General features: G+C 72.5%; 21 protein-coding genes, 1 pseudogene and 1 riboswitch. Of the genes and pseudogenes, 17 read left to right on the top strand and 5 right to left on the bottom strand.

Going from position 1 to position 22,633, the window contains the following annotated elements:
* Nucleotides 1-7 precede the first annotated feature (7 nt).
* Both AB0L95_RS01500 and AB0L95_RS01495 read left to right on the top strand, forming a co-directional pair.
* Nucleotides 8-679, top strand: coding sequence for a response regulator transcription factor (locus AB0L95_RS01500; RefSeq protein WP_365155126.1), 672 nt, complete (start codon nucleotides 8-10; stop codon nucleotides 677-679).
* Nucleotides 680-722: 43 nt separating this feature from the next.
* Nucleotides 723-1,895, top strand: a complete 1,173-nt coding sequence (locus tag AB0L95_RS01495; protein WP_365155123.1) for a cytochrome P450 — start codon at nucleotides 723-725, stop codon at nucleotides 1,893-1,895.
* A 32-nt stretch (nucleotides 1,896-1,927) separates the two neighbouring features.
* On the opposite strand, the gene AB0L95_RS01490 is transcribed toward AB0L95_RS01495, so the two are convergent.
* A complete protein-coding gene (locus AB0L95_RS01490) occupies nucleotides 1,928-2,938 on the bottom strand; it encodes a Gfo/Idh/MocA family oxidoreductase (RefSeq protein WP_365155120.1) in 1,011 nt (336 codons plus the stop codon).
* 116 nt (nucleotides 2,939-3,054) lie between these two features.
* Between AB0L95_RS01490 and AB0L95_RS01485 the strand changes: the two genes are divergently transcribed.
* From AB0L95_RS01485 to AB0L95_RS01445, 9 genes are all read left to right on the top strand, one after another.
* The gene (locus AB0L95_RS01485; RefSeq protein WP_365156463.1) at nucleotides 3,055-3,804 is read left to right on the top strand and encodes a GntR family transcriptional regulator; all 750 of its coding nucleotides are present in this window, start codon (nucleotides 3,055-3,057) and stop codon (nucleotides 3,802-3,804) included.
* A gap of 151 nt (nucleotides 3,805-3,955) precedes the next feature.
* Entirely contained in the window at nucleotides 3,956-4,960 is a 1,005-nt protein-coding gene (locus tag AB0L95_RS01480) for a sugar ABC transporter substrate-binding protein (protein ID WP_365155117.1), read from the top strand.
* Nucleotides 4,957-6,021 (top strand): ABC transporter permease, encoded by a 1,065-nt coding sequence (locus AB0L95_RS01475; RefSeq protein WP_365155114.1) that lies wholly within the window; start codon nucleotides 4,957-4,959, stop codon nucleotides 6,019-6,021. Before AB0L95_RS01480 ends, AB0L95_RS01475 begins: the two co-directional genes overlap by 4 nt.
* Nucleotides 6,018-6,854, top strand: a complete 837-nt coding sequence (locus AB0L95_RS01470) for an ATP-binding cassette domain-containing protein (protein WP_365155111.1) — start codon at nucleotides 6,018-6,020, stop codon at nucleotides 6,852-6,854. The genes AB0L95_RS01475 and AB0L95_RS01470 overlap by 4 nt, the downstream gene beginning before the upstream one ends.
* 210 nt (nucleotides 6,855-7,064) lie before the next feature.
* Entirely contained in the window at nucleotides 7,065-8,210 is a 1,146-nt protein-coding gene (locus AB0L95_RS01465) for an ROK family glucokinase (protein ID WP_365155107.1), read from the top strand.
* Nucleotides 8,207-8,794 carry a sugar kinase gene (locus tag AB0L95_RS01460; protein WP_365155103.1) on the top strand — a complete coding sequence of 196 codons (588 nt, stop codon included), beginning with the start codon at nucleotides 8,207-8,209 and terminating at the stop codon, nucleotides 8,792-8,794. Before AB0L95_RS01465 ends, AB0L95_RS01460 begins: the two co-directional genes overlap by 4 nt.
* Nucleotides 8,795-8,910: 116 nt before the next feature.
* Entirely contained in the window at nucleotides 8,911-11,715 is a 2,805-nt protein-coding gene (locus AB0L95_RS01455; protein ID WP_365155100.1) for an SNF2-related protein, read from the top strand.
* Nucleotides 11,712-13,931 carry an SWIM zinc finger family protein gene (locus tag AB0L95_RS01450; protein WP_365155097.1) on the top strand — a complete coding sequence of 740 codons (2,220 nt, stop codon included), beginning with the start codon at nucleotides 11,712-11,714 and terminating at the stop codon, nucleotides 13,929-13,931. The genes AB0L95_RS01455 and AB0L95_RS01450 overlap by 4 nt, the downstream gene beginning before the upstream one ends.
* A 214-nt stretch (nucleotides 13,932-14,145) precedes the next feature.
* Nucleotides 14,146-14,442 carry a hypothetical protein gene (locus AB0L95_RS01445; protein ID WP_365155095.1) on the top strand — a complete coding sequence of 99 codons (297 nt, stop codon included), beginning with the start codon at nucleotides 14,146-14,148 and terminating at the stop codon, nucleotides 14,440-14,442.
* Nucleotides 14,443-14,461: 19 nt separating this feature from the next.
* Here the strand turns inward: AB0L95_RS01445 and AB0L95_RS01440 are convergent, their stop codons facing one another.
* Nucleotides 14,462-14,938 carry a hypothetical protein gene (locus tag AB0L95_RS01440; protein ID WP_365155092.1) on the bottom strand — a complete coding sequence of 159 codons (477 nt, stop codon included), beginning with the start codon at nucleotides 14,936-14,938 and terminating at the stop codon, nucleotides 14,462-14,464.
* A 170-nt stretch (nucleotides 14,939-15,108) separates the two neighbouring features.
* Here AB0L95_RS01440 and AB0L95_RS01435 point away from each other — a divergent pair.
* From AB0L95_RS01435 to AB0L95_RS01420, 4 genes and pseudogenes are all read left to right on the top strand, one after another.
* Nucleotides 15,109-15,582: pseudogene (locus AB0L95_RS01435) on the top strand (isocitrate lyase/phosphoenolpyruvate mutase family protein); the annotation flags it as partial.
* A 96-nt stretch (nucleotides 15,583-15,678) separates the two neighbouring features.
* Nucleotides 15,679-15,872, top strand: a riboswitch (cobalamin riboswitch).
* A 41-nt stretch (nucleotides 15,873-15,913) separates the two neighbouring features.
* The gene (locus AB0L95_RS01430; protein WP_365155089.1) at nucleotides 15,914-16,324 is read left to right on the top strand and encodes a (2Fe-2S) ferredoxin domain-containing protein; all 411 of its coding nucleotides are present in this window, start codon (nucleotides 15,914-15,916) and stop codon (nucleotides 16,322-16,324) included.
* 601 nt (nucleotides 16,325-16,925) lie between these two features.
* A complete protein-coding gene (locus tag AB0L95_RS01425; RefSeq protein ID WP_365155086.1) occupies nucleotides 16,926-17,054 on the top strand; it encodes a hypothetical protein in 129 nt (42 codons plus the stop codon).
* A gap of 103 nt (nucleotides 17,055-17,157) precedes the next feature.
* Entirely contained in the window at nucleotides 17,158-17,460 is a 303-nt protein-coding gene (locus tag AB0L95_RS01420; RefSeq protein WP_365155083.1) for a hypothetical protein, read from the top strand.
* Here the strand turns inward: AB0L95_RS01420 and AB0L95_RS01415 are convergent.
* Together AB0L95_RS01415 and AB0L95_RS01410 are read right to left on the bottom strand one after the other, a co-directional pair.
* Nucleotides 17,449-18,066: a sigma-70 family RNA polymerase sigma factor gene (locus AB0L95_RS01415; RefSeq protein WP_365155080.1), complete on the bottom strand. Its 618-nt coding sequence runs from the start codon at nucleotides 18,064-18,066 to the stop codon at nucleotides 17,449-17,451. The two genes, AB0L95_RS01420 and AB0L95_RS01415, sit on opposite strands and share 12 nt — an antisense overlap.
* A gap of 188 nt (nucleotides 18,067-18,254) precedes the next feature.
* Nucleotides 18,255-19,007: a hypothetical protein gene (locus AB0L95_RS01410; protein WP_365155078.1), complete on the bottom strand. Its 753-nt coding sequence runs from the start codon at nucleotides 19,005-19,007 to the stop codon at nucleotides 18,255-18,257.
* 256 nt (nucleotides 19,008-19,263) lie between these two features.
* On the opposite strand from AB0L95_RS01410, the gene AB0L95_RS01405 reads away from it, so the two are divergent.
* Nucleotides 19,264-20,406: an MFS transporter gene (locus tag AB0L95_RS01405; RefSeq protein ID WP_365155075.1), complete on the top strand. Its 1,143-nt coding sequence runs from the start codon at nucleotides 19,264-19,266 to the stop codon at nucleotides 20,404-20,406.
* Entirely contained in the window at nucleotides 20,403-21,443 is a 1,041-nt protein-coding gene (locus tag AB0L95_RS01400) for a sugar ABC transporter permease (RefSeq protein WP_365155073.1), read from the top strand. The genes AB0L95_RS01405 and AB0L95_RS01400 overlap by 4 nt, the downstream gene beginning before the upstream one ends.
* Here AB0L95_RS01400 and AB0L95_RS01395 read toward each other — a convergent pair.
* On the bottom strand, nucleotides 21,440-22,612 hold the full coding sequence (locus tag AB0L95_RS01395; RefSeq protein WP_365155070.1) for an acyl-CoA dehydrogenase family protein: 1,173 nt from the start codon (nucleotides 22,610-22,612) through the stop codon (nucleotides 21,440-21,442). The genes AB0L95_RS01400 and AB0L95_RS01395 overlap by 4 nt on opposite strands.
* Nucleotides 22,613-22,633: the final 21 nt, after the last annotated feature.

Here is a 22,633-nt window from a genome sequence, read left to right as displayed (position 1 = left end):
TAGGCCCATGACCGCGATCCGACTGCTCCTCGTCGACGACGACCCCCTCGTGCGGGCCGGCCTGTCCTTGATGCTGGGCGGTGCCGATGACATCGAGATCGTCGGCGAGGCCGCCGACGGCAGCGAGGTCGAGCAACTCGTCGACCGCACCCGGCCGGACGTCGTCCTCATGGACATCCGGATGCCGACGGTGGACGGACTGACCGCCACCGAACTGCTGCGCCGACGCCCCGACGCACCCCCGGTGGTGGTCCTCACCACCTTCCACGCCGAGGAACAGGTGCTGCGGGCGTTGCGCGCGGGCGCCGCCGGTTTCGTGCTCAAGGACACCCCGCCCGCCGAGATCCTGGACGCGGTACGACGGGTCGCGGCCGGCGACCCGGTGCTGTCGCCCGCCGTCACCCGTCAGCTGATGACGCACGCCGTGGGCGCCGGTACGGGCACCCGTCGGGCCGGCGCCCGCGAGCGGCTCGCGCCCCTCGGCGAGCGGGAGCGCGAGGTCGCCGTCGCCGTCGGCCGGGGCGCCTCCAACGCCGAGATCGCCGCGGAGCTGTACATGAGCATCGCCGGCGTCAAGACACACGTGTCCCGGATCCTCGCCAAACTCGGACTCAACAACCGTGTGCAGATCGCCCTGTTGACGTACGACGCGGGACTTCTGGACGAGGACGGGCACTGAACGGGCGCCCCGCTCGTTGCAGCGGTGACGGAGGGGGAAGACCGTGATCGATCTGGGGGAGTACGGCGCGCGGTTCACACAGAGCCCGCACGAGGTCTACGCGGAGCTGCGCGAGCGCGGCCCGGTGCACCGGGTGCGCACGCCGCCGCCCGACCCGTGGGAGACCTGGCTGATCGTCGGGTACGAGGAGGCGCGCGCCGCCCTCGCCGACCCCAGATTCTCCAAGGACGCCACGAAGAACGGGCGGTTCAGCCTGGAGGAGGACGTGATGGGCCGGCATCTGCTGGTCGTCGACCCGCCGGAGCACACCCGGCTGCGTTCCCTCGTCGCCCGCTCGTTCACCATGCGCCGCGTGGAGGCGCTGCGCCCGCGCGTCCAGCAGATCACCGACGAGCTGATCGAGGAGATGCTGCCCAAGGGGCAGGCCGACCTGGTGGAGGCCTTCGCCTATCCGCTGCCCATCACGGTCATCTGCGAGCTGCTCGGCGTCCCGGGCATCGACCGGGGGACCTTCCGCGCCCTGTCGAACGAGATCGTGACCCCGTCCGGCGCGGAGAGCGGATTCGCCGCCATGCGGCAACTGGCCGCGTTCCTGGACGAGTTGATCGAGGACAAGCGGTGTACGGCCCCCGCCGACGACCTGCTCGGTGACCTCATCCGCACCCGCGCGGAGGACGGCGACCGGCTCTCGGGCAGCGAACTGCGCGCGATGGCCTTCCTCCTGCTCGTCGCGGGCCATGAGACGACGGTCAACCTGATCACGAACGCCGTGCACACGCTTCTCACCCACCCGGAGCAGCTCGCCGCGCTGCGCGCCGACATGACACTGCTGGACGGCGTCGTCGAGGAGGTGCTGCGCCTGGAAGGGCCGGTGGAGTCCGCGACGTTCCGCTACGCGTCGGAGCCGCTGGAGATCGCCGGCACCGCCATCGCCGAGGGCGACCCGGTGATCATCGGGCTCGGCTCGGCCGGCCGGGACGGATCCCGCTATCCCGACCCCCACCGCTTCGACGTCCACCGCGCCCCGCAGGGCCATCTCGCGTTCGGGCACGGCATGCACTACTGCCTGGGGGCACCCCTGGCCCGGCTGGAGGGGCGCACTGCCCTGCGAACCCTGCTGGAGCGCTGCCCAAACCTGTCCCTCGACGGCCCGCCCGGACCGCGGCTGCCGGGCATGCTGATACGGGGTGTGCGGAGCCTGCCGGTGCGCTGGTAGCAGGCGTGGCGCAGACCGCGTCAGCGGGTGGGTCAGCGGCGAAGACCCGTGATCTCGCCGACGTGCACCGGGCGGCGCTCCCGGCGGGACAGCTCGCAGGCCTCCGCGATCCGCAGCGCCTGCAGGGCCTCGTGCCCGTCGCACGGGTTGGTGCGCTCACCCCGCACCACCTCGACGAAGGCGGCGACCTCGGCCTCGTAGGCGGGCGCGAAACGTTCCAGGAATCCGGTCCACGGCTTGTCCGCCGGCGGCGGCCCCGCCGGTTCCGTCGAGGTGATCGGCGTGCGGTCGTCCAGACCCACCGCGATCGTGTCCAGCTCGCCGGACAGCTCCATCCGTACGTCGTAGCCGGCGCCGTTGGTGCGGGTCGCCGTCGCCGTGGCCAGCGTGCCGCCCTCCAGGGTGAGCACCACCGCCGCCGTGTCGACGTCGTGCGCCTCCCGGTACATCGCCCCGCCGGCGTCCGACCCGGTCGCGTACACCTCGACCACCTCCCGGCCGGTGACCCAGCGCACGATGTCGAAGTCATGGATGAGGCAGTCGCGGTAGATCCCGCCGGAGACGGGCAGATAGGCGGCCGGCGGCGGCGCCTGGTCGGCCGTGAGCGCGCGGACCGTGTGCAGCCGTCCGAGCCGCCCGGAGCGCACGGCCTCCCTCGCGGTCGCGTAGCCCGTGTCGAAGCGGCGCTGGAAACCCATCTGCAGCACGGTCCCCGCGGCGTCGACCTCGGCGAGTGCGGTCAGCGTGCCCGGCAGATCCACCGCGATGGGCTTCTCGCAGAACACCGGGAGGCCGGAGCGCGCCGCCCGGCCGATCAGCTCGGCGTGGGCCGCGGTCGCCGCCGTGATGACCACGGCGTCCACGCCCCAGGTGAAGATCTCGTCCGCACCGGGCGCGGCCGTCTCGCCCAGCCGGTCCGCGAGTGCATGGGCCCGGGCCGTGTCGACGTCGGTGACGATGAGCGAGCCCACCTCACGGTGACGGCTGAGCGTGGCCGCGTGGAAGCTGCCGATCCGACCTGCTCCGATGAGTCCGATGCGCATGGGAACAACCTGGAGGCGCACCCCCCACCCTGTCAATGCTTTGTCCGGACAACCGGACTACACAACTTCCCGTCAACAGGTCCCGGAGCTACGCTCGCTCCGTGCCGAAACCAGATGTGGATCCGACCGTCTCCCTCAAGCTCGGCGTCGACCGGAACAGCCCCGTACCGCTGTACTTCCAGCTGTCCCAGCAGTTGGAGGCCGCGATCGAGCACGGGGAGCTGACGCCGGGCAGTCTGCTGGGCAACGAGATCGAGCTGGCCGGGCGCCTCGGCCTGTCCCGCCCCACCGTCCGCCAGGCCATCCAGTCCCTGGTCGACAAGGGCCTGCTGGTGCGCCGCCGCGGCGTCGGCACCCAGGTCGTGCACAGCCAGGTCAAGCGCCCCCTGGAGCTCAGCAGCCTCTACGACGACCTGGAGGCCGCCGGACAGCGCCCCGCGACCCGGGTCCTGGCCAACACGGTCGCGCCCGCCTCGGCCGAGGTCGCCGCCGCCCTCGGGGTGCCCGAGGGCGTGGAGGTGCACCGCATCGAGCGGCTGCGCCTCGCGCACGGCGAGCCGATGGCGTACCTGTGCAACTTTCTGCCGACCGGCCTGCTGGACCTGGAGACCGAGCACCTGGAGTCGACGGGTCTGTACCGCCTGATGCGGGCCGCGGGCATCACCCTGCACAGCGCCCGGCAGACCGTCGGGGCCCGCGCCGCCACCCCGGTCGAGGGCGAGCGGCTCGGCGAACCCGAGGGCGCCCCGCTGCTCACCATGCAGCGCACGACGTTCGACGACACGGGTCGCGCTGTGGAGTTCGGCACGCACACGTATCGCGCCTCGCGCTACTCGTTCGAGTTCCAACTGCTCGTACGCCCCTGAGTTTTCGGGCTTCTCCCGCCGCCCCCGCGCCCGGCCTCCCCGGCGCCGAAGCATCTGCCCGCCGCCCCGCCAGCCCCCTGACCTGCGGTGTCGATCCGCGGTCGGTGATACTTGGTGGTTCCAAGGAACTACGCAAGAAGGGCATGGGCTCGTGGCACGGTTTCGGACCTGGGCAACCATCGCGCTGGCAGGGGCGCTCGGCCTATCCCTGGCGGGGTGCAGCAGCCACGGCGGGAAGCGTGCCGAGGACGCCCGCAACGCCGCCGCCGCCCAGGGCCGGGCCGCGGTGAGCACGCCCCGCTGGACGTTCGCGATGATCACCCACTCGGGGGACGGCGACACCTTCTGGGACATCGTCCAGAGCGGCGCCGAGCAGGCCGCCGCCAAGGACAACATCAACTTCCTGTACTCGCACGACGCCAATGCCCAGCAGCAGGCCCAGCTCGTGGACGCGGCCGTGGACCAGAAGGTCGACGGCATCATCGTCACGCTGGCCAAGCCCGACGCGATGAAGGCCGCCGTCGCCCGCGCCGAGAAGGCCGGCATACCGGTGGTCACGGTGAACTCCGGCTCGGCGGAGTCCAAGGCGTTCGGCGCGCTCGCCCACATAGGCCAGGACGAGACGATCGCGGGTGAGGCCGTCGGCGACGAGCTGAACAAGCGCGGCCGCAAGAAGGTTCTGTGCGTGCTGCACGAGCAGGGCAACGTGGGCCATGAGCAGCGCTGCGCGGGCGTGAAGAAGTCGTTCCACGGCACGGTGGAGAACCTCTACGTCAACGGCACCAACATGCCGGACGTGCAGTCCGCCCTGGAGGCGCGCCTCCAGTCGGACAAGTCCGTCGACACCGTCGTCACCCTCGGCGCCCCGTACGCCGACACCGCGGTGAAGGCCAGGTCGGACGCCGGCAGCCGGGCGGAGGTCGACACCTTCGACCTGAACGCCAAGGTGGCGTCCGAGCTGACGGACGGCACCCTCGGCTTCGCCGTCGACCAGCAGCCCTACCTCCAGGGCTACGAGGCGGTCGACCAGCTCTGGCTCTACAAGTACAACGCCAACGCCCTCGGCGGCGGCCTGCCCGTCCTCACCGGACCGCAGATCATCACCAAGGACCAGGCCGCCGCGCTGGAGCAGTACACGAAGCGGGGGACGCGATGACCGCCTCGGCATCGGCATCCGCCCCCGAGAGTCCGACGACGGTTACGGACGAGCGCCTGCTCGGGACCTCCCCGCTGAAGCGGCTGCTCGGCCGCCCCGAGCTGGGCTCGGTGGTGGGCGCGCTCGCCGTCTTCCTGTTCTTCTCGATCGTCGCCGACAGCTTCCTGCGAGCCTCCAGCCTCAGCACGGTGCTGTACGCGGCGTCCACGATCGGCATCATGGCCGTCCCGGTCGCGCTGCTGATGATCGGCGGCGAGTTCGATCTGTCGGCGGGCGTCATGGTGACGTCGTCCGCGCTCGTGTCCTCGATGTTCAGCTACCAGATGACCGCGAACATCTGGGTCGGCGTCGGGGTGTCGCTCCTGGTCACGCTCGCGATCGGCGCCTTCAACGGCTTTGTGCTGACCCGCACCGGACTGCCCAGCTTCATCGTCACGCTCGGCACGTTCCTGATGCTGACCGGCATGAACCTCGGCCTCACCAAGCTGATCAGCGGCACGGTGTCCACCAAGTCGATCTCCGACATGGACGGCTTCTCCTCGGCGCAGGCCCTCTTCGCGTCCACCCTCACCGTCGGCGGCGTCCCGTTCAAGGTCACCATCCTGTGGTGGCTCGCCCTGGTCGCCCTCGCCTCCTGGATCCTGCTGCGCACCCGCGCCGGCAACTGGATCTTCGCGGTCGGCGGCAACAAGGACGCGGCGCGCGCCGTCGGCGTACCGGTGACGCGCACCAAGATCGGCCTCTACATGGGGGTCGCCCTCGGCGCCTGGATCTCCGGCCAGCACCTGCTGTTCTCGTACGACGTCGTCCAGTCCGGCGAGGGCGTCGGCAACGAGCTGATCTACATCATCGCGGCCGTCATCGGCGGCTGTCTGATCACCGGCGGCTACGGCTCCGCGATCGGCTCGGCGGTGGGCGCCTTCCTCTTCGGCATGACCAGCAAGGGCATCGTCTTCGCCGAGTGGAACCCCGACTGGTTCAAGTTCTTCCTCGGAGCGATGCTGCTCCTCGCGACCCTGCTCAACACCTGGGTCCGCAAGCGCGCGGAGGCCACGACATGACCGACGACGTGACCACGGACACGACCGAGGACGCGCCCCAGGACGTGACGGAGCGCACCGCGCTCGTCGCCCTGGCGGACGTCAGCAAGCGCTACGGCAATGTCCGCGCCCTCGAAGGGGTCTCCCTGGAGGTGCACGCGGGCGAGATCACCTGCGTTCTCGGCGACAACGGCGCGGGCAAGTCCACCCTGATCAAGATCGTGGCGGGGTTGCACCGGCACGACGGCGGCTCCTTCCGCATCGAGGGCGAGGAGACCCGCCTGGCCTCCCCGCGCGAGGCCCTGGACCGCGGGATCGCCACGGTCTACCAGGACCTCGCCGTGGTCTCGCTGATGCCGGTCTGGCGCAACTTCTTTCTCGGCTCCGAGCCGCGCAGGGGCGTCGGCCCCTTCAAGCGTCTGGACGTCGACTTCATGCGCCGGACGACGCGCGAGCAGCTGCTGCGCATGGGCATCGACCTGCGCGACGTCGACCAGCCCATCGGCACCCTGTCCGGCGGTGAGCGCCAGTGTGTGGCGATCGCGCGGGCGGTGTACTTCGGCGCCAAGGTGCTGGTCCTGGACGAGCCGACGGCGGCCCTGGGCGTGAAGCAGTCGGGTGTGGTTCTCAAATATGTGGCTGCCGCACGGGACGAGGGTCTGGGTGTTGTATTCATCACCCACAACCCGCATCACGCGTATCTGGTGGGCGACCGTTTCGTGCTGCTCAAGCGCGGCGCGATGGTGGGCAGCCACACCCGCGAGGAGATCACCCTGGACGAGCTGACCCGGCAGATGGCGGGCGGCGACGAACTGGACGATCTGCGCCATGAACTGGAACGCGGCCGTCTTTAGGGGCGATAGGAGGCGGCCTGTGCGGTCCCCCGGGGCAATGGGATCCGTGCGGCTCCGCCGGGTGGAGCGATCCCTGCGGCGGCGCCGGGCGAGCGGCACCCGCCTCGGCGGAGCCGCGGGGGCCGCACGGCCCGCGGCCGTCCCGTCCCGCACCGGGCGCCGGGACTCCACGATGCAAGCCCGCCGCGGCGTAAGGCAGAATCGGGCCCGATGAGCACCTACCGCGACCTCACCCACCGCGGCTCCGCCCGGGCCACCGTCCTGCGGACCGTGGGCACACGCGAGCGCCGTTCCCATCTGACGGCCCCGCGTGTCCCGACGGTCGGCATCGACATCGGCGGCACCAAGGTGATGGCGGGCGTCGTCGACGCCGACGGCAACATCCTGGAGAAGCTCCGCACCGAGACGCCCGACAAGTCCAAGAGCCCCAAGGTCGTCGAGGACACCATCGTCGAGCTGGTCCTCGATCTCTCCGACCGGCACGATGTGCACGCCGTCGGCATCGGCGCGGCCGGCTGGGTGGACGCGGAGCGCAACCGCGTCCTGTTCGCCCCGCACCTGTCCTGGCGCAACGAGCCCCTGCGCGACCGCCTCGCCGGCCGGCTCGCCGTCCCCGTCCTGGTCGACAACGACGCCAACGCCGCCGCCTGGGCCGAGTGGCGCTTCGGGGCCGGCCGCGGCGAGGACCACCTCGTGATGATCACGCTCGGGACCGGCATCGGCGGCGCCATCCTGGAGGACGGCCAGGTCAAGCGCGGCAAGTTCGGCGTCGCCGGCGAGTTCGGCCATATGCAGGTCGTGCCCGGCGGCCACCGTTGCCCGTGCGGCAACCGCGGCTGCTGGGAGCAGTACAGCTCCGGCAACGCCCTGGTCCGCGAGGCCAAGGAGCTGGCCGCGGCGGACTCCCCGGTGGCATACGGGATCATCGAGCACGTCAAGGGCAACATCTCCGACATCAGCGGCCCGATGATCACCGAGCTGGCCCGCGAGGGCGACGCGATGTGCATCGAGCTGCTCCAGGACATCGGCCAGTGGCTCGGGGTGGGCATCGCCAACCTGGCGGCTGCCCTGGACCCGTCCTGCTTCGTGATCGGCGGCGGGGTCAGCGCGGCCGACGACCTGCTCATCGGTCCCGCCCGGGACGCCTTCCGGCGCCATCTGACCGGTCGCGGCTACCGGCCCGAGGCCCGTATCGCACGCGCCCAGCTCGGCCCCGAGGCCGGGATGGTCGGCGCCGCGGACCTCGCCCGGCTCGTCGCCCGCCGCTTCCGCCGCGCCAACCGGCGCCGCGTGGAGCGCTACGAACGCTACGAGCGGTACGCGCAGGCCCGCCGCACCGCCAAGGGGTCGCTGTGACCACCACCGTGTCGATACCGCGCCAGTCGTCCCCGCCGGACGAGCCCTCGCGGCCCCCGGAGGGCGGGTGGCACAAGTTCCGGCGCCGGGCGCTCACCCTGCTGATCATCGTCCTGCTCATCGGCGTCCCCGCCGGCTATCTGGTGATCTCCGCCAACCAGAGCCGCAACAGCGGCAAGGACAAGGAGGACAAGTACTCGGCGACCGGACTGACCGAGGGCTGGCCCTCGCGGGTGCAGCGCCGGCTGTACAAGATCTGGATCCCGAGGGACGCCACGGACGTGGCGTCCTACGAGACGAACAACTGGAAGACCAGCCGCCTCTACGTGCAGTTCAGCACGAGCGACGACGGCCTGAACCGCTTCCTGAGCACCCTGAAGGCCACGCCCGCCTCGCTGAAGAAGGACGACCTCGCCGTCGGCGAGCGCGACCGGCACATCGTCGGCTGGGCCTTCACGGGACCCGGCCCCTGGTCCGGGCTGACCCATGCGCAGAAGAACCCCGCACCCACCCTGGACGTCGTCGTGAACAGGACCGACCCCCAGCACCCGACGGTGTACGTGGTCTCGCGCACGATCCCCTGACGGCCGCGGCCGGCCCCGGACCGTCCGAGCCCGGCCGCTCGCCGGAGCCGATTGTCAGACCCCGCCCGTAGAGTCGAAGACGTTCGATGCGACAACGGCGGGAGGTGACCGGACGTATGGCAGACCACGTGGCCGAGGCGGTCGTGCCCGCGCGGCTGGCCGCCGTCTTTCTGCCCGAGCCGCTGCCCCGGCGCGGCCGGGTCGCTTTCTGGGATCCGGAGGACGGACGACCGCCGTCCGGAGCCACCGAGGAACTGACGGTCGTGCGCCGGCACGGATCCGGAGTGCGCCGAAGCACCGTGCCCGCCGTGGCACTGCCGGTCGCCGAGGCCCTGCCGCTGCTCACCCGGGCGCGGCGCGACCCCGCCGCACACCCCGCCACCGCCTGCTGGGGCGCGGCCGCCCTGCACGCCCTCCGGCTCGTCGCGCGCGGGCGCCTGCTGCCCGGACTCACCCCCGAAGGGGACGACGCCTGGCGCGCCGGCCCCCTGGAGCCGGAGGACATCACCCACCTCAGGGCCATCGCCGCCGCCCTGCCGTACGAGGGGCACGCCGTCCCGCTCCCGGGCAAGGGCCCCCTGCTGCTGCCCGAGCCCGAGGCCCTCGTGCGGTCCTTCCTCGACGCGGTCGCGGACACCCTGCCGCGCACCCCGGCCGCCGCGCACACCGCGGGCCGGCCCTTCGCGGCGGCCGGTCCGCAGCGGCTGCCCGAGGCCCAGGCCTGGGCCGCCGAGGTGGCGGCCGGCATGGACGCGGGGGTACGGATCTCGCTGCGCCTGGACCTGTCGGCGCACGACCTGTTCGACGACGCCGAGGGCGCCCGCCGCTCCGGAGCCGCGGTCGTGCAGGTGCACAGCCTCGCCGACCCGACCCTCGTCGTGGACGCGGCGGAGCTGTGGGCGGGCGAGGCGGCCACGACGTTCGGCCCCCGCGCGCGGGTGGACGCGGCGCTCGCCGTCCGCCGGGCGGCCCGCGTCTGGCCGCCGCTGGAGCGGCTCGTCGAGCAGGAGGCGCCGGACGTCCTCGCGCTGTCCGAGGAGGAGCTGGCCGAGCTGCTGGGCGTCGCGGCCACCCGGCTGGGCGCGGCCGGGGTCGCGGTGCACTGGCCCCGGGACCTGGCGCAGGACCTCACCGCCACCGCGGTCGTCCGGCCCGCGCCCGGCTCGGCAACCGACGGCACAGGGTTCTTCGAGAGCGAGGACCTGCTGCGGTTCCGCTGGCAGCTGGCGCTCGGCGGCGATCCGCTCACCGAGGCCGAGATGGACGCGCTCGCGGAGGCCCACCGGCCGGTCGTCCGGCTGCGCGACCGGTGGGTGCTGGTCGACCCGGCCCTCGTCCGCAAGGCCCGCAAGCGCGAACTGGGCCTGCTCGACCCGGTGGACGCGCTGTCCGTCGCGCTCACCGGCAGCACGGAGGTCGACGGCGAGACGGTGGAGGCAGTGCCGGTCGGCGCGCTGGCCGCGCTCCGGGACCGGCTGACGGCAGGCGTCGGCGCGGTGGACCCGCCCCCGGGCCTCGCCGCCCGGCTGCGGGACTACCAGCTGCGGGGCCTCGGCTGGCTCGACCTCATGACCTCCCTCGGCCTCGGCGGCTGCCTCGCCGACGACATGGGTCTCGGCAAGACGGTCACCCTCATCGCCCTGCATCTGCGCCGGGCCCGTCGTGAGCCGACCCTGGTGGTCTGCCCGGCCTCACTGCTGGGCAACTGGCAGCGGGAGATCACCCGATTCGCCCCCGGCGTCCCGGTGCGCCGCTTCCACGGCCCCGAGCGCACCCTGGACGGCCTGGACGGCGGCTTTGTGCTCACCACGTACGGGACGATGCGCACGGCCGCCTCCCGGCTCGCCGAACAGCCCTGGGGCCTGGTCGTCGCGGACGAGGCACAACACGTCAAGAACCCCTACTCGGCGACGGCGAAGGCCCTGCGCACGATTCCGTCGCCCGCCCGTGTGGCCCTCACCGGCACCCCCGTGGAGAACAACCTCTCCGAACTGTGGGCCCTGCTCGACTGGACGACCCCGGGACTGCTCGGGCCACTGAAGTCCTTCCGCGCCCGGCACGCACGCGCCGTGGAGAACGGCGAGGACACACAGGCCGCGGAGCGCCTGGCCCGCCTGGTCCGTCCCTTCCTCCTGCGCCGCAAGAAGTCCGACCCGGGCATCGTCCCGGAGCTTCCGCCGAAGACGGAGACCGACCACCCGGTGCCGCTCAGCCATGAGCAGGCCGCGCTCTACGAGGCGGTGGTACGGGAATCCATGCTGGCGATCGAGATGGCGGAGGGCATCGCCCGCCGGGGCCTGGTCCTCAAGCTCCTCGGCTCGCTCAAGCAGATCTGCGACCACCCCGCGCTCTATCTCAAGGAGGACACCGGGACGGCGGCCGGCCTCATCGTGCGCTCCGGGAAACTCGCCCTGCTCGACGAACTGGTGGACACGCTGCTGACCGAGGACGGCTCGGCCCTGGTCTTCACGCAGTACGTCCGCATGGCCCGTCTGATCACCACGCATCTGGCCTCCCGCGCGGTGCCCGTCGAACTGCTGCACGGCGGCACCGCGGTGCCCGACCGCGAGCGCATGGTCGACCGCTTCCAGAGCGGGGCGACCCCGGTCCTGGTCCTCTCCCTCAAGGCGGCGGGCACCGGTCTGAACCTCACCCGCGCGGGCCATGTCATCCACTTCGACCGCTGGTGGAACCCGGCGGTGGAGGAACAGGCCACGGACCGGGCCTACCGCATCGGCCAGACCCAGCCGGTCCAGGTCCACCGACTGATCACCGAGGGCACGGTCGAGGACCGTATCGCCGAGATGCTGGAGTCCAAGCGCGCCCTGGCCGACGCGATCCTGGGCACCGGCGAGACGTCCCTGACCGAACTGACCGACCGTGAGCTGAAGGACCTGGTGTCGCTGAGGAGGGCGGAGTGAACGGGGCGGAGAAGGAGACGCGTCCCGAGGAGACACCCGGCGCGGACGGGCGTCCCGCCGACGCGGCGCGACGCGCGCTGCGCGCCGCCCGGGACCGTGAGCGGGCCGCGGGGGAGGACCGCGACGGCGAGCCGCCCGCCGAGGACGCGGAGGTCACCGTGCCCGAGGGGACGAGGAGGCACTCCCGACCGGGCGACGCGGCACGCGCGGCCCTACGACGGGCGAACGCGGACCGCCGCAGCGGTGCGGAGACCGGGGCGGGCGCGACGACTCCGGGCGCACTGACTCCGGGCGGGCCCGGGACCGAGCCGCCGGCCGGGAACGAACCCCCTGTCGGGACCGGGACCGGAGGAGGGACCGAGGGAGACGCGGCGACAGCCGCGCCCTCGGAACCCGCCCGCACCACACGCCCCGGGGATGCCGCCCGAGAGGCCCTGCGCGCCGCCCGGGCAGAAGCCGCCCGGGCCGAGGCAGAAGCGGAACAGGAGCGGAACACGAAGCCGGCAGAGGACCGCGCACCACAGCGTCGGCCCGGAGCCTCCGGGGCGCCCGGCGGGCAGGCTGCGCCCGGCACACGGGAACCGACCGCCGAACCAGGGCCGCCCGGCGGCAGCACAGAGTCGTCCCGTGTCGTCCGGCTGTCCGGGGCCCGGCGGCGCCGGGACGCCCGTACGCGGGCGGCCGGTGACCGGAGCAGAGACGTCCGGGATCTGATCGCCGGAGCCTTCGGGCTCCCGCCGTCGGTGGCACCGCGCGGCGGAACCGCCTCCGCCCCGCCGACCACCGGCGGCCGGAGGGAGGAGGCGTCCGCCCGCTCCCGGCCCGAGGTGGTGGACCTGTTCTCGAAACGCCCGCAGGCGACACCGGATCCGTCCGAGGAACCCCGGGACACGCCGCCCGCCGCGCCCCCGGCGGCGCGCTACCCGCGGTCCATGGCGGCCCCGGACCGTGACGGCGAGCTGCGGCGCACCTTCGCCTCCCTGCCGACGCGCACGCCGAAGCAGAAGTCGACGGAGGACTCCGCCGACCGGTTCGCCGGGACGTGGTGGGGCAACGCCTGGGTCGCGGCGCTGGAGGAGGGCGCCCTCGACGCGGCGCGGCTGGCCCGGGGACGGGCGTACGCGGACCGGGGGCACGTGGACGCCATCACCGTCACCCCGGGGCTCGTCCTCGCGTATGTCCAGGGGAGCCGTCCGCGTCCCTACCGGGTGCAGGTGCGGCTGCGGACGTTCTCCGACGAGGAGTGGGACCGCTTCCTGGACGCCGCCGCCGAGCGGCCGGGCCATATCGCCGCACTGCTGGACAGACAGGTGCCGCACTCCCTCGCCGAGTGCGGGGTCCGGCTGCTCCCCGGACCCGGCGACCTCGAACCGCGCTGCAACTGCCCCGACGACGGCCACCCCTGCAAGCACGCCGCCGCGGTCTGCTATCAGACCGCCCGGCTGTTGGACCAGGACCCCTTCGTGCTGCTCCTGCTCCGAGGCCGGGGCGAGCGTGCGCTGATCGACGCGCTGTCCCGGCGCAACGCGGCCCGTGCGGCCCGCGCCGCCCGGGAACAGCGCCCCGCGCCCGTGCCCGGAGTACGGGCCGGTGAGGCCGTCGCCCGGCGTGTACTGCCGCCGCTTCCCGCACCGTTGCCGCCGCCCGCTCACCCCGAGCAGCCACCGGCGTACCCGGCGGCGCCCGGCGGCCCGGACCCGCTCGCGCTGGACCAACTGGCCACGGACGCGGCGGCCCGGGCGCACGCCCTGCTCACCACCGGGCAGGATCCGGTCGCGGACCTGACGCTGTGGCAGGACGCGGTACGGCTGGCCGCCGCCCGCCCGGGTTCGGGCCTCACGGCGGCGACCCGCCCGCTGTACTCCTCGCTGGCCGCCGCGGCCGGGCGGACCCCGGGCGACCTGGGGCGCGCGGTCGCCGCATGGCGGCAGGGCGGACCGGGGGCCCTCGCCGTCCTGGAGGAACCGTGGGATCCGCCGGCCGGCCGCTTCGACCGCGCTCGTCCCCAGCTCCTGGCCGCGGACCTGCCCGCGTTCCGGCCCTGGCGCAACCGCCTCACGCACCCGGACGGGCACGCGCAGCTCCGGCTCGGCACGGACGGACTGTGGTACGCCTACGAGTCGGAACCGGGCCAGGAGGACTGGTGGCCCCGAGGCACCCCTGACCCGGACCCGGTCGGCGCGCTGACGGGACTGGGGGCTCCGGCCGAGCGGTGAGCGGCACAGAGCGGTGAGCGGCACCAAACGTTGAACGGCGCCAAGCGGCCAACGGCCTCTCAGGTCAACGGCCTCTCAGGCCCGAGCCGAGCGCGTCGTCGGCGACCTGACGGTCCGATAGCGTGGCGGCGCGGCACGTGGTGTCCGGTCTCGTGCCGCCGTACCTCCAGGCCGTCTGCTGCCCAGACCGGCCACCGTGCCTTCGGGAGACCCCTTGTCCCGCACCACCGTTGTCGTACTCGCCGCCCTCGTCCTCGCTTCGACGGCCTGCTCGGCCCCGGGCCACGGCACGCCCGCGCGGCCGACCGCCACGGCCACCCACGCGAGCGCCGGTCAGATCGCCGCCTGCACCGACAGGATGGTCACGGGGCGGCACGGCGGGATAGGAGCACCGGAGTGCGCGCGCCTGCCGCAGGCCGACTATCTGAAGGCGTTGCAGGTCGCGAACCAGCGAGGGCAGGAAGCCCTGCAACGGAGCAACAGCAGCACGTCGCATCCCACACAGCCGTAACGGACAGGCGTCGGCGGGTTCACCGAGCGGGCTCCTCGTGCTCCTGCGCAGGATGTTCCTCGGGTGTCGGCCCGATGAGGACCTGGATGTCACGGAGGGCTTCGCGATAGCCGTCCCCGAAGCCCGTGTCCGCGGTGACGGGCTCGCTGGCGATCCAGGCACGGATCCGGGCGACGGCCCCCGCCGTCTTGAGGCGCTCGGCGGGGGAGAGGGTGTTGAGGGTGGCTTCCGGGTCCTCGTCTCTCTCAGGGTTCCGTGCCGGGACCGCGCCGTGGAACGCGGGCAGGCGCTCGTCGAACGCGGCGTGGACGACATCGTCGCGGGTGAGGAGTTCGCGCCGCACATAGGAGGCGATGCGCCGCCACTCCTCGCGTTCCCCGGCACTGAGAGCGCGGTCTTGGGCGGCGCGTTCGGCCCGGTCGACGGACCTGCGGACCTTGGCGCGGGCCCAGGCCAGGGCGTCCGGGTCGTGGTCGTAGTGGTCGAGGCTGCTCATACGAACTCCCATGGGTCGTCGCTGAGTTCCGTGGTGCCCGCGATGGTCCGCCCGGTAACACCGGGCGTGCGCCCAGCGGTTCATGGGCGACGCGGTCTCGCGAGGGATGCCTCGGCCGGGCCCGGCCGGTCAGCGAGGCACACGATCGAGTGAAGTCTCCGCCAGGGGTGGCCCGCGCCCGGCAGACGACCCGGGTCACCGACCTGCCCGTCCTCATCGCTTCGCCGACACCGGCTTCGGCGAAGCGATGAACGCCGCCCGCCCCGTGCAGCTGATGGAGGACGCGGGCGTGGCCGGACTGCATCTGGAGGACCGGGCCGACCCCAAGCGCTGCGGCCGCCTCGCCGGCAAGTCCGTCGTGCCGCGGGAGGACATGGCCCGCCGCCTCAGGGCGGCCGTGGACGCCCGCCGTGATCCGGACTTCCTGCTCGCGGCCCGCACGGACGCTCGCGCCGTCGGGGGCCTGGCAGCGGCGATCGACCGGGCGAAGGCGTACGTCGACGCCGGCGCGATCTTCTCCGAAGCCTTCGCGGACGAGGCCGAGTTCGAAGCGTTCCGCGAAGCGGTCCCCTGTCCCCCTCCTCGCGAACATGACGGAGTTCGGCGAGAGTCTCCTGCTGGACACCCGCATCCTGGAGAACCTCCCCTCCGCCAGGCACTTGACGCCCCGAAGGCCTTGTCCGCCACCGCGCCCGGCGGCGGGCGCCCCGACCGTCCGCACGCAGGGCGGTGATGACGCGCTGTCACCCGGGATGCGACGATGCCCGACGACAAGGCGACGGCGGAACGAGGAAGCCGGTGGAAGACCGGCGCGGTCCCGCCACTGTGATCGGCGAGCGGATCCCGAACAGACCACCGCCCGGAGACGGGCGGGAAGGACGGGACGAGCAGCGACCCGAGAGCCAGGAGACTCACGTCGTCGCCTCCTCGACCCAGACCGGGGCGGATCTCCCCGGAGGAGGAGCGTGACGAGCCATGTCCGAGACACGAACCGATGAACCGGTGGGAGCCGGCCCCGCCGGTCCGGCGCCGTGCCGGATCGTGGTGTGCAGGGACTGCTGCTGCGGAAGCCCGAAGGTGACCGGGGTCGACCACGCGGAGCAGACCGCCCGCCTCGCGGAGCAGGCGCCCCTACGGGTCTCCACCTGCCTGGACGTGTGCGATCAGGCCAATGTGATCGTCGTCCAGCCCTCCGCCGCAGGACGCGCCGCCGGCGCCCGTCCCGTCTGGCTCGGCCTCGTCAACGACCCGGCCGCCACCGAGGACATCGCCGCATGGGTACGGGCCGGCGGCCCCGGCATCGCTCCCCGCCCCGACATCCTCGACCTCTACGCTTTCACCCCGCGCCGGAGCCCCCGGCCGCGCGGCGCAACCCGAACCGCCTGAAGACCGTTACCAAGAAGGTCACGATCGCGGCGACAACCGGGTCATGCGCCTCGGGATCGATCCCTGGGGCACCGAAGTCCCGCCGGGCCGAATGTGAAGCCGGCTGCGGAGGATCTTCGCGATGCTGCCACAACATGGGACGGCTTGCACGGGGTTGCGACCCAGCACGTGAGAAATGGTGAGATGTGAGAGCGTGAAGGCGTGAGTGAGACACCGACGAACACCCTGCAATACCGCTTTGACGGGCCGGAAGACGCACCTGTCCTGATCCTGGGTCCCTCACTTGGTACGACCTGGCACAGGTTGTAGGGACCGTCCAGCCACTCCAGCGCGGGCACGAAACCGCAGGTCAGGGCTTCCTGGTCCGGGAGGGTCCGCCCCGTTGGTGACAGCTGTGTGATAGCGGGTGATACGGCGGAGCCCCGTCGGGAACCATCCCGACGGGGCTTTTGCCACGGAGCGGGCTACGACGTGGTGCGGCGTCGGGCACGGTAACCGACGTACGAGGGCTCCCCGCTTCGAGGCTCAGGAGCAAGGACGCGCGGCACAACGAGGCCCGGCCGACCCCGCAGCACGTCGTTCGCTCCACTCCCGGGATTGCTTGCCTCAGCGAACGGGCCTCGCCGAGCACGCTTACCTCGTTGCTCCGATCGCCGGTCTGCCGGACGGCGAGCCCGGGCGCTCCGCCCGCATCACCCGTGAACAGGCCCCGGAACTGGCCGACTGCTGAGCGCGGCCTGCTTCATTGTGGTCAGCTACCTCTCCGGCGCGAGAGTCGGGTAAGTGCTCAACCTCCGCCGAGGCTGCACGAGGTTCGACGCGGTCACAGGACTGTGGTTGATGGAAGGGCTCTATTTTTCAAGGGGGCGGAGGACGAGCACGGCAACAAGATCTCCGAGGGGCAGGTGCGGCCCGATCACTGGGTCGTCATCGAGATCGTCGCCCGGGCGGAAGTGCGCGGGTTCGCGGATTCCCGGACTGCCTGCGTCGGGAACCTGTTCGTCAGCAGCCGCATCGCACTGGTTCAGCGACGGGTGCACGCCATGACCCGAACACCGTTTGGTTGGCCAGACCGTACTTATGGCCCGGATCATCGGGCGATCCGGGCCATCGCATACGACCGTTCAGGCGGCTGAGGCCGTCGGCGCGGATTGCTCGGCCTCGTCGAGCCACGCGATCAAGGAGATGCGGGCGCGGGCGACCCGCGAGCGCACCGTGCCGATCGGGCAGTCGCTGAGGTGAGCCGCTTCCGCGTAGGGAAGTCCCACCATCTGGGTGAGGACGAATGCCTCGCGGCGGTCGTCGGGGAGCGTGTTCAGCAGCTCGGTGAGTGCGATGCCGTCGTCGAAGCCGGGCAGGTCGCGCGGCTGGGTGCGTTCGGCGGCCGACTGCCAGTCGTCCGTGTCCGACAGGCGGGGGCGGGACGAGTTGTAGCGGATGCTGTCGATGACCGCGCGACGGGCGATGGAGAGCAGCCAGGTGCGGGCCGAGGAGCGGCCTTCAAACCGGTGCAGGCTGCCGAGGGCCCGCAGGAAGGTGTCTTGAGTCAGGTCGTCGGCGCTCTGGGGGTCGGCACCGAGGTACGTCACGTAGTGGCGGACGTCTCGGTGCAGGGCGCGTACGAAGAGGTCGACGGCATCGGGTTCGCCGCCGCGGGCGGCGAGGGCCAAGGCCGTGATCGAGTCTTCTCTCGAGTTCTTCCTCGATCGTTCGCACGATGCAGGCAGGGCAGGAGTGATCACCTGGGATCTGTCCTTCTCGGGAATCAGGTATCCGGCGTCCGGCCGGCGCGCGCCGCAGGGCAGCGGGCGACACGATCGGAACCCGGTGGTGGGGTGGACGGCCGGGCGCTGGAGCGCACGGCCGATGCCCGAGGCAGGGAACCGACGGCTTGACGGCTGTGGGGACGGCCTCGGGGAACCGGCTGTCGTCAGGCGACAGCGGTCCCGGCGGGCGGGCCCCGAGAGGTGATCGCGTGGGTGAGGAGGAGGCGCGGTGCCCGGTCCGACTCCGCTCGGCGGGCGCGGACGCGCGGCCGGTGCGGCGGCACGGGCAGCCGGAGGAGCAGGCGCAGCGGCGCGAAGAGCCAGCCGGCGACGGCCCGCAGGATGCGGAACGCGGCACGTTCGCCGTACGCGAGCCACAGCGCGCACAGTAGTGCGGCCAGCAGGTGGGCGAGGAGCATGCCGGTCGAGGACATGGTGGCCATGTCGTGGGCGACGGCGCCGGCGGGCGCTGCGGAAGCCATGTGGTCCATCGAGCCCATGGGAGGCATGGAGCCCATGGAAGACATGGAGTGCACGGCGGCCATGTCGTGGCCCATGGAGTTCATCTCGTCCATGGAGCCCGCCCCCGATGGCGAAGCGCACAGGAGGTAGGTGAGCCACTGCTGGGCGAGCGACCTCCCGCCGGACGGTACGGGGTGGGCGACAGCCTGGGCGAGAGAGAACGACGAGTGGAGTACGGCCTGCGTGGCCACCGCGGTGGAGGCGACGAGAAGCGGTCCGCGTTCGCGGTCGGCCAGCCGCCAGGCCATACCGCCCGTCGCCACCGCGCCCGCGGTCATGGCCCACCAGGGCACCGCGGTTCCCGACATCATGATGTGACCCAGGGCCGTGAGCAGCACACAGCAGGCCGCGAACACCGCGGCCCGTACCGTGCGAGAACACCACCCAGCAGTCATGGCAGCCTCATCCTCGCATTCGCGCTTCCATGGTCACCGGGGGGTACGGAAAACGGACTATGCCCCCCTCAGCCCCGAATTTGTGATCCAGGCCACGGTAACGGGGTGGAACTCCTCGGCGGTTGAGCCCGACTTCTCTCGAAGCCCCGGAGATTCCCGGGTGGGAGGAGGAACGTCGGTGGCGGCGGACCAGAGCCAGACTCAGAGTCAGATCGGGACCGCGGCCGGAAACGGTCCGGCACAGGCGACAGGTGCCATGACGGCGCTGCTGACGTGCGCCATGGCCTTCTCGATGATGCAGCTGTTCCTGCTCGGTGCGCTCGGACCACGGCTCGTGGACGACCTGAAGGTGTCACCGACCGTGCTGGGGTTGACGACGACCGTCGGCTTCGGGGCCGCGGCCGTGCTCTCGCCGGCGGGCGGGCGTGTGGTGGACCGGCTGGGTCCGCGCCGCTGCCTGGTCGCACTGCTGCTGGTGTCGGCGGTGGCGCTGGCGCTGATTGGCTCGGCGCCGGGCACCGGCTTCCTGCTGACGGCGGTCGCGCTGGGCGGTCTTCCTCAGGCGCTGGCGAACCCCGCCACGAACAAGGCGATCCTGGCCGCCGTACCAATAGAGCGGCGGGGCTCGGTGACCGGTATGAAGCAGTCCGGGGTGCAGCTGGGCGCGTTCGCGGCCGGGCTGCCGCTGGCCGCGCTGGCCGGGATGACCGGCTGGCGGGGCGCGGTGTGGACGGCGGCCGGTGCGGCCGTGCTGGCGGCCGTCTGGGCGGCTCGTGCCTTGCCCGCCGACCCGCCGCCGAAGGTTGCGCCGGCCTCGTGGGTCCCGCGTGGCGCGATCGGCCGGCTGGCGCTCTTCTCGCTGCTGCTGGGTTGCGGCATCGCGTCGGTGAACACATATCTGGCGTTGTACGGCGTGCGGCGGCTGGGGCTCGGACCGACGGCGGCCGGTGCGCTGGTGGCGGTGCTGGGCATCGCGGGCATCGCCGGGCGGGTGGGCTGGTCGAAGGTGGCTGGGCAGCCGGGCCGGGCGGCGTGGCTGCCGGGTGGACTGGCCGCCGGTGCGGTGGGGGCGGCGCTGCTGCTGGCGGCCTCGGCGTACGCGCACCCGCTGGCGTGGGCCGCTGCGGTGGCTGTGGGCCTCTTCGCGGTGGCGGCCAACGCGGCCTCGATGGTGCTGGTGATGCAGCGTGCGGCGCCCGGCCGGGCCGGTCAGGACTCGGCGCTGGTTTCGGCCGGTTTCTTCGCCGGGTTCGCGATCGGTCCGCCGCTTTTCGGGCTACTGGCGGGCGCAGGGCGGTACGGGACGGGATGGCTGTTGGTCGCCGGAGAGTTCGTGGGGGCGAGTGTGGTGGCGCTGGCCTGGGCGGTGCGTGAGCGGCGTTCGGTCGTTGGGCGATGAGCGCGGCGCGTGCGGCGAAGGGCTTGATGGGCATGGCTCCGCAGCCCCGCCCTGATGTCCCCGACTGGGTGGCTCCGGCGCTGGATTCCGTCCTGGAGCGGGTGGTGGCCACCCAGGCCCAAGTCGGGGACCGCTTCCCGCTGTTCGCCGACCCCCGCACAGGCCGGTGGACGACGACCGGACGCGGCTCGTGGACGGGCGGTCTCTGGGCGGGGCTGCTGTGGCTGCGTGCCCGGTACACAAAGAACGATGGCGCCCGCGAGGCGGCGGCGAAGTACACCGATCGACTCGCGGACTGGGTGCACGCCGACACGGCCGCCCGCGGACTGATCTTCTGGTACGGGACCGCGCTCGCCGACACTCCCGAGGTGACCGAGCTGCGAGATCGAGCCGCCCGCGTCTGCCGGGATGCGTATGACGCTGAACTCGGTCTCGTCCCGTGGGGCTCGGCGTTCGGCGGCCCTCGCCTCCTGGCCCGCGTGGACGGCGTGCCGGGCATGGTGCCGCTCCTGGCAACGGTGGATGAGCAGGCTGCCGAGGCTCACCTGCGCCGCCATCTCGAACTCTGTCTCGACAACGGCTCCTTCGGCTGGTCCTGGCGGTACGAACGCCCTGCGCGCTGGGTCAGGTGCGACGATCCGCCGCCCGGCTGGAGCCGGGGCCGGGCCTGGCTGCTGCTGGCCGTGGCCGACGCCATACACCGTCTCGGCGCCGATGACCTGGCACATGTCGCGCGCCACTTGATTGCGGCCCATGCCGTCCCGCCCGCGGACGAGACCCACCCGGGAGGCCCCCTCGACACTTCCGCCGCCGCCATATCCGCGGTGGCCCTGCTCAAGCTCGGCCGACGTGAACGGGCCGTCCAGGTGCTGCAAGAACTGGTCCGCACCCATCTCTCGAGCGACGGACGACTCCTGGACGGCTGCTACGACCTCACCTCAGGAACGGCGACACGGCACGAGCTGATCTGGGGCGACTACTTCCTCGCCTACGCGCTCGCTGCCCTCACCGGCCTCATCGATCCCCACGAAGTCTAGGGAACACGCAGCACCCGGCGCGCGACCGAGGTGATGTGCAGTTCGTCCGGGCCGTCGAGGATCCGGGCCGCCCTGCCGGTGCGGAACAGCGCGGGCAGAGCAGTGTCCGGACCAAGCCCCGCGGCGCCGTGTACCTGGATCGCCGCGTCGGCCACTTGTTGGAGAGTGCGGGCGGCGGCCACCTTGGCCAGGCCCACCTCCACGTGCGCGTCGAGGCCCGCGTCCAGGCGGGCCACGGCCTCGTGGACGAGAGGGCGGGTCGTGCGCAGCACGAGCAGCGATTCGAAGACGTGGCGCTGGACGAGTTGGAGGTCTGCGAGCGGGCCGCGGGAGCGGGTACGGGTCGTCGCGCGTGAGCGCATCAGGTCGAAGGCCCGCCCCGCCTGCCCCAGCCAGCGTAGGCAGCGCAGCGTGCGTCCGAGTTGGAGCCGTTCGGCCGCGACGTCCAGTGCATTGCCACGCTCGCCGATCAGGTGGTCGTCGTTGACCACGACCCCGTCCAACTCGATCTCCCACTGCCCGCCCGCGCCGAGCACCGGCAGTTCACGAACCACACGGAGCCCCGGCGAGTTTGCCGGTATCAGGAGCAGTGACAGTCCCTCGCGGTCCGGCGGTGTGCCGTCCGTGCGGGCGAGGACCGTGACGAGGTCCGCGTCGGCCGCCCCGCTGGTGAACCATTTGCGTCCGCTCACCCTCCAGGTTCCGTCATCCGCGGGTACGGCGCGGGTCGTGGTGAGGAAGGGGTCGGTGCCTGGGGTCTCGGGCTCGGTCATGGCGTAGCAGGCCCGTATGTCTCCGGCGACCAGGCGTTCGGCGTACCGTTCACGGACGGCCGGGCTGCCGTGCCGCCACAGCATCGACGCGTCGAGCAGGGGTGCCGAGCCGAGGGCGGCCGGGCCGTGGTCGCTGGCTCCCTCGGCCTCGGCCACATGGGCGTACGACCGCAGTGGCAGCCCTTGGCCGCCTAGTTCCGAGGGAAGCGGGAGCGCCCAGAGCCCTTCGGCCTTCGCCTCGCGCTGGAGCCTGCGCAGCACGGCGGCGGCCTCCGCACCGCCGGCGTCCAGTACGGGCTCGCAGGGCATCACCCGTCCGCGCACGAACTCGGCGACGCGATCCCTCAACGCCGTTGCGTCCGGCGGGCAGTGGGGCATCCCGGTGATCTCGTCCATGCGGGTCTCCGTCACTTTCCT

Source organism: Streptomyces sp. NPDC052036 (assembly GCF_040680495.1).
Classification (GTDB): domain Bacteria; phylum Actinomycetota; class Actinomycetes; order Streptomycetales; family Streptomycetaceae; genus Streptomyces.
Note: the sequence above shows the minus strand (reverse complement) of the source record. Positions and strands in the feature narration are given on the sequence as shown.

Excerpts from the sequence above, each read along its gene's own strand:
- AB0L95_RS01440 (WP_365155092.1), bottom strand. The coding sequence starts at position 14,938 with ATGAGCAGCCTCGACCACTACGACCACGACCCGGACGCCCTGGCCTGG.
- AB0L95_RS01500 (WP_365155126.1), top strand. The coding sequence starts at position 8 with ATGACCGCGATCCGACTGCTCCTCGTCGACGACGACCCCCTCGTGCGG.
- AB0L95_RS01410 (WP_365155078.1), bottom strand. The coding sequence starts at position 19,007 with ATGACTGCTGGGTGGTGTTCTCGCACGGTACGGGCCGCGGTGTTCGCG.
- AB0L95_RS01475 (WP_365155114.1), top strand. The coding sequence starts at position 4,957 with ATGACCGCCTCGGCATCGGCATCCGCCCCCGAGAGTCCGACGACGGTT.
- AB0L95_RS01400 (WP_365155073.1), top strand. The coding sequence starts at position 20,403 with ATGAGCGCGGCGCGTGCGGCGAAGGGCTTGATGGGCATGGCTCCGCAG.
- AB0L95_RS01405 (WP_365155075.1), top strand. The coding sequence starts at position 19,264 with ATGACGGCGCTGCTGACGTGCGCCATGGCCTTCTCGATGATGCAGCTG.
- AB0L95_RS01395 (WP_365155070.1), bottom strand. The coding sequence starts at position 22,612 with ATGGACGAGATCACCGGGATGCCCCACTGCCCGCCGGACGCAACGGCG.
- AB0L95_RS01470 (WP_365155111.1), top strand. The coding sequence starts at position 6,018 with ATGACCGACGACGTGACCACGGACACGACCGAGGACGCGCCCCAGGAC.
- AB0L95_RS01490 (WP_365155120.1), bottom strand. The coding sequence starts at position 2,938 with ATGCGCATCGGACTCATCGGAGCAGGTCGGATCGGCAGCTTCCACGCG.
- AB0L95_RS01455 (WP_365155100.1), top strand. The coding sequence starts at position 8,911 with ATGGCAGACCACGTGGCCGAGGCGGTCGTGCCCGCGCGGCTGGCCGCC.
- AB0L95_RS01430 (WP_365155089.1), top strand. The coding sequence starts at position 15,914 with ATGTCCGAGACACGAACCGATGAACCGGTGGGAGCCGGCCCCGCCGGT.
- AB0L95_RS01465 (WP_365155107.1), top strand. The coding sequence starts at position 7,065 with ATGAGCACCTACCGCGACCTCACCCACCGCGGCTCCGCCCGGGCCACC.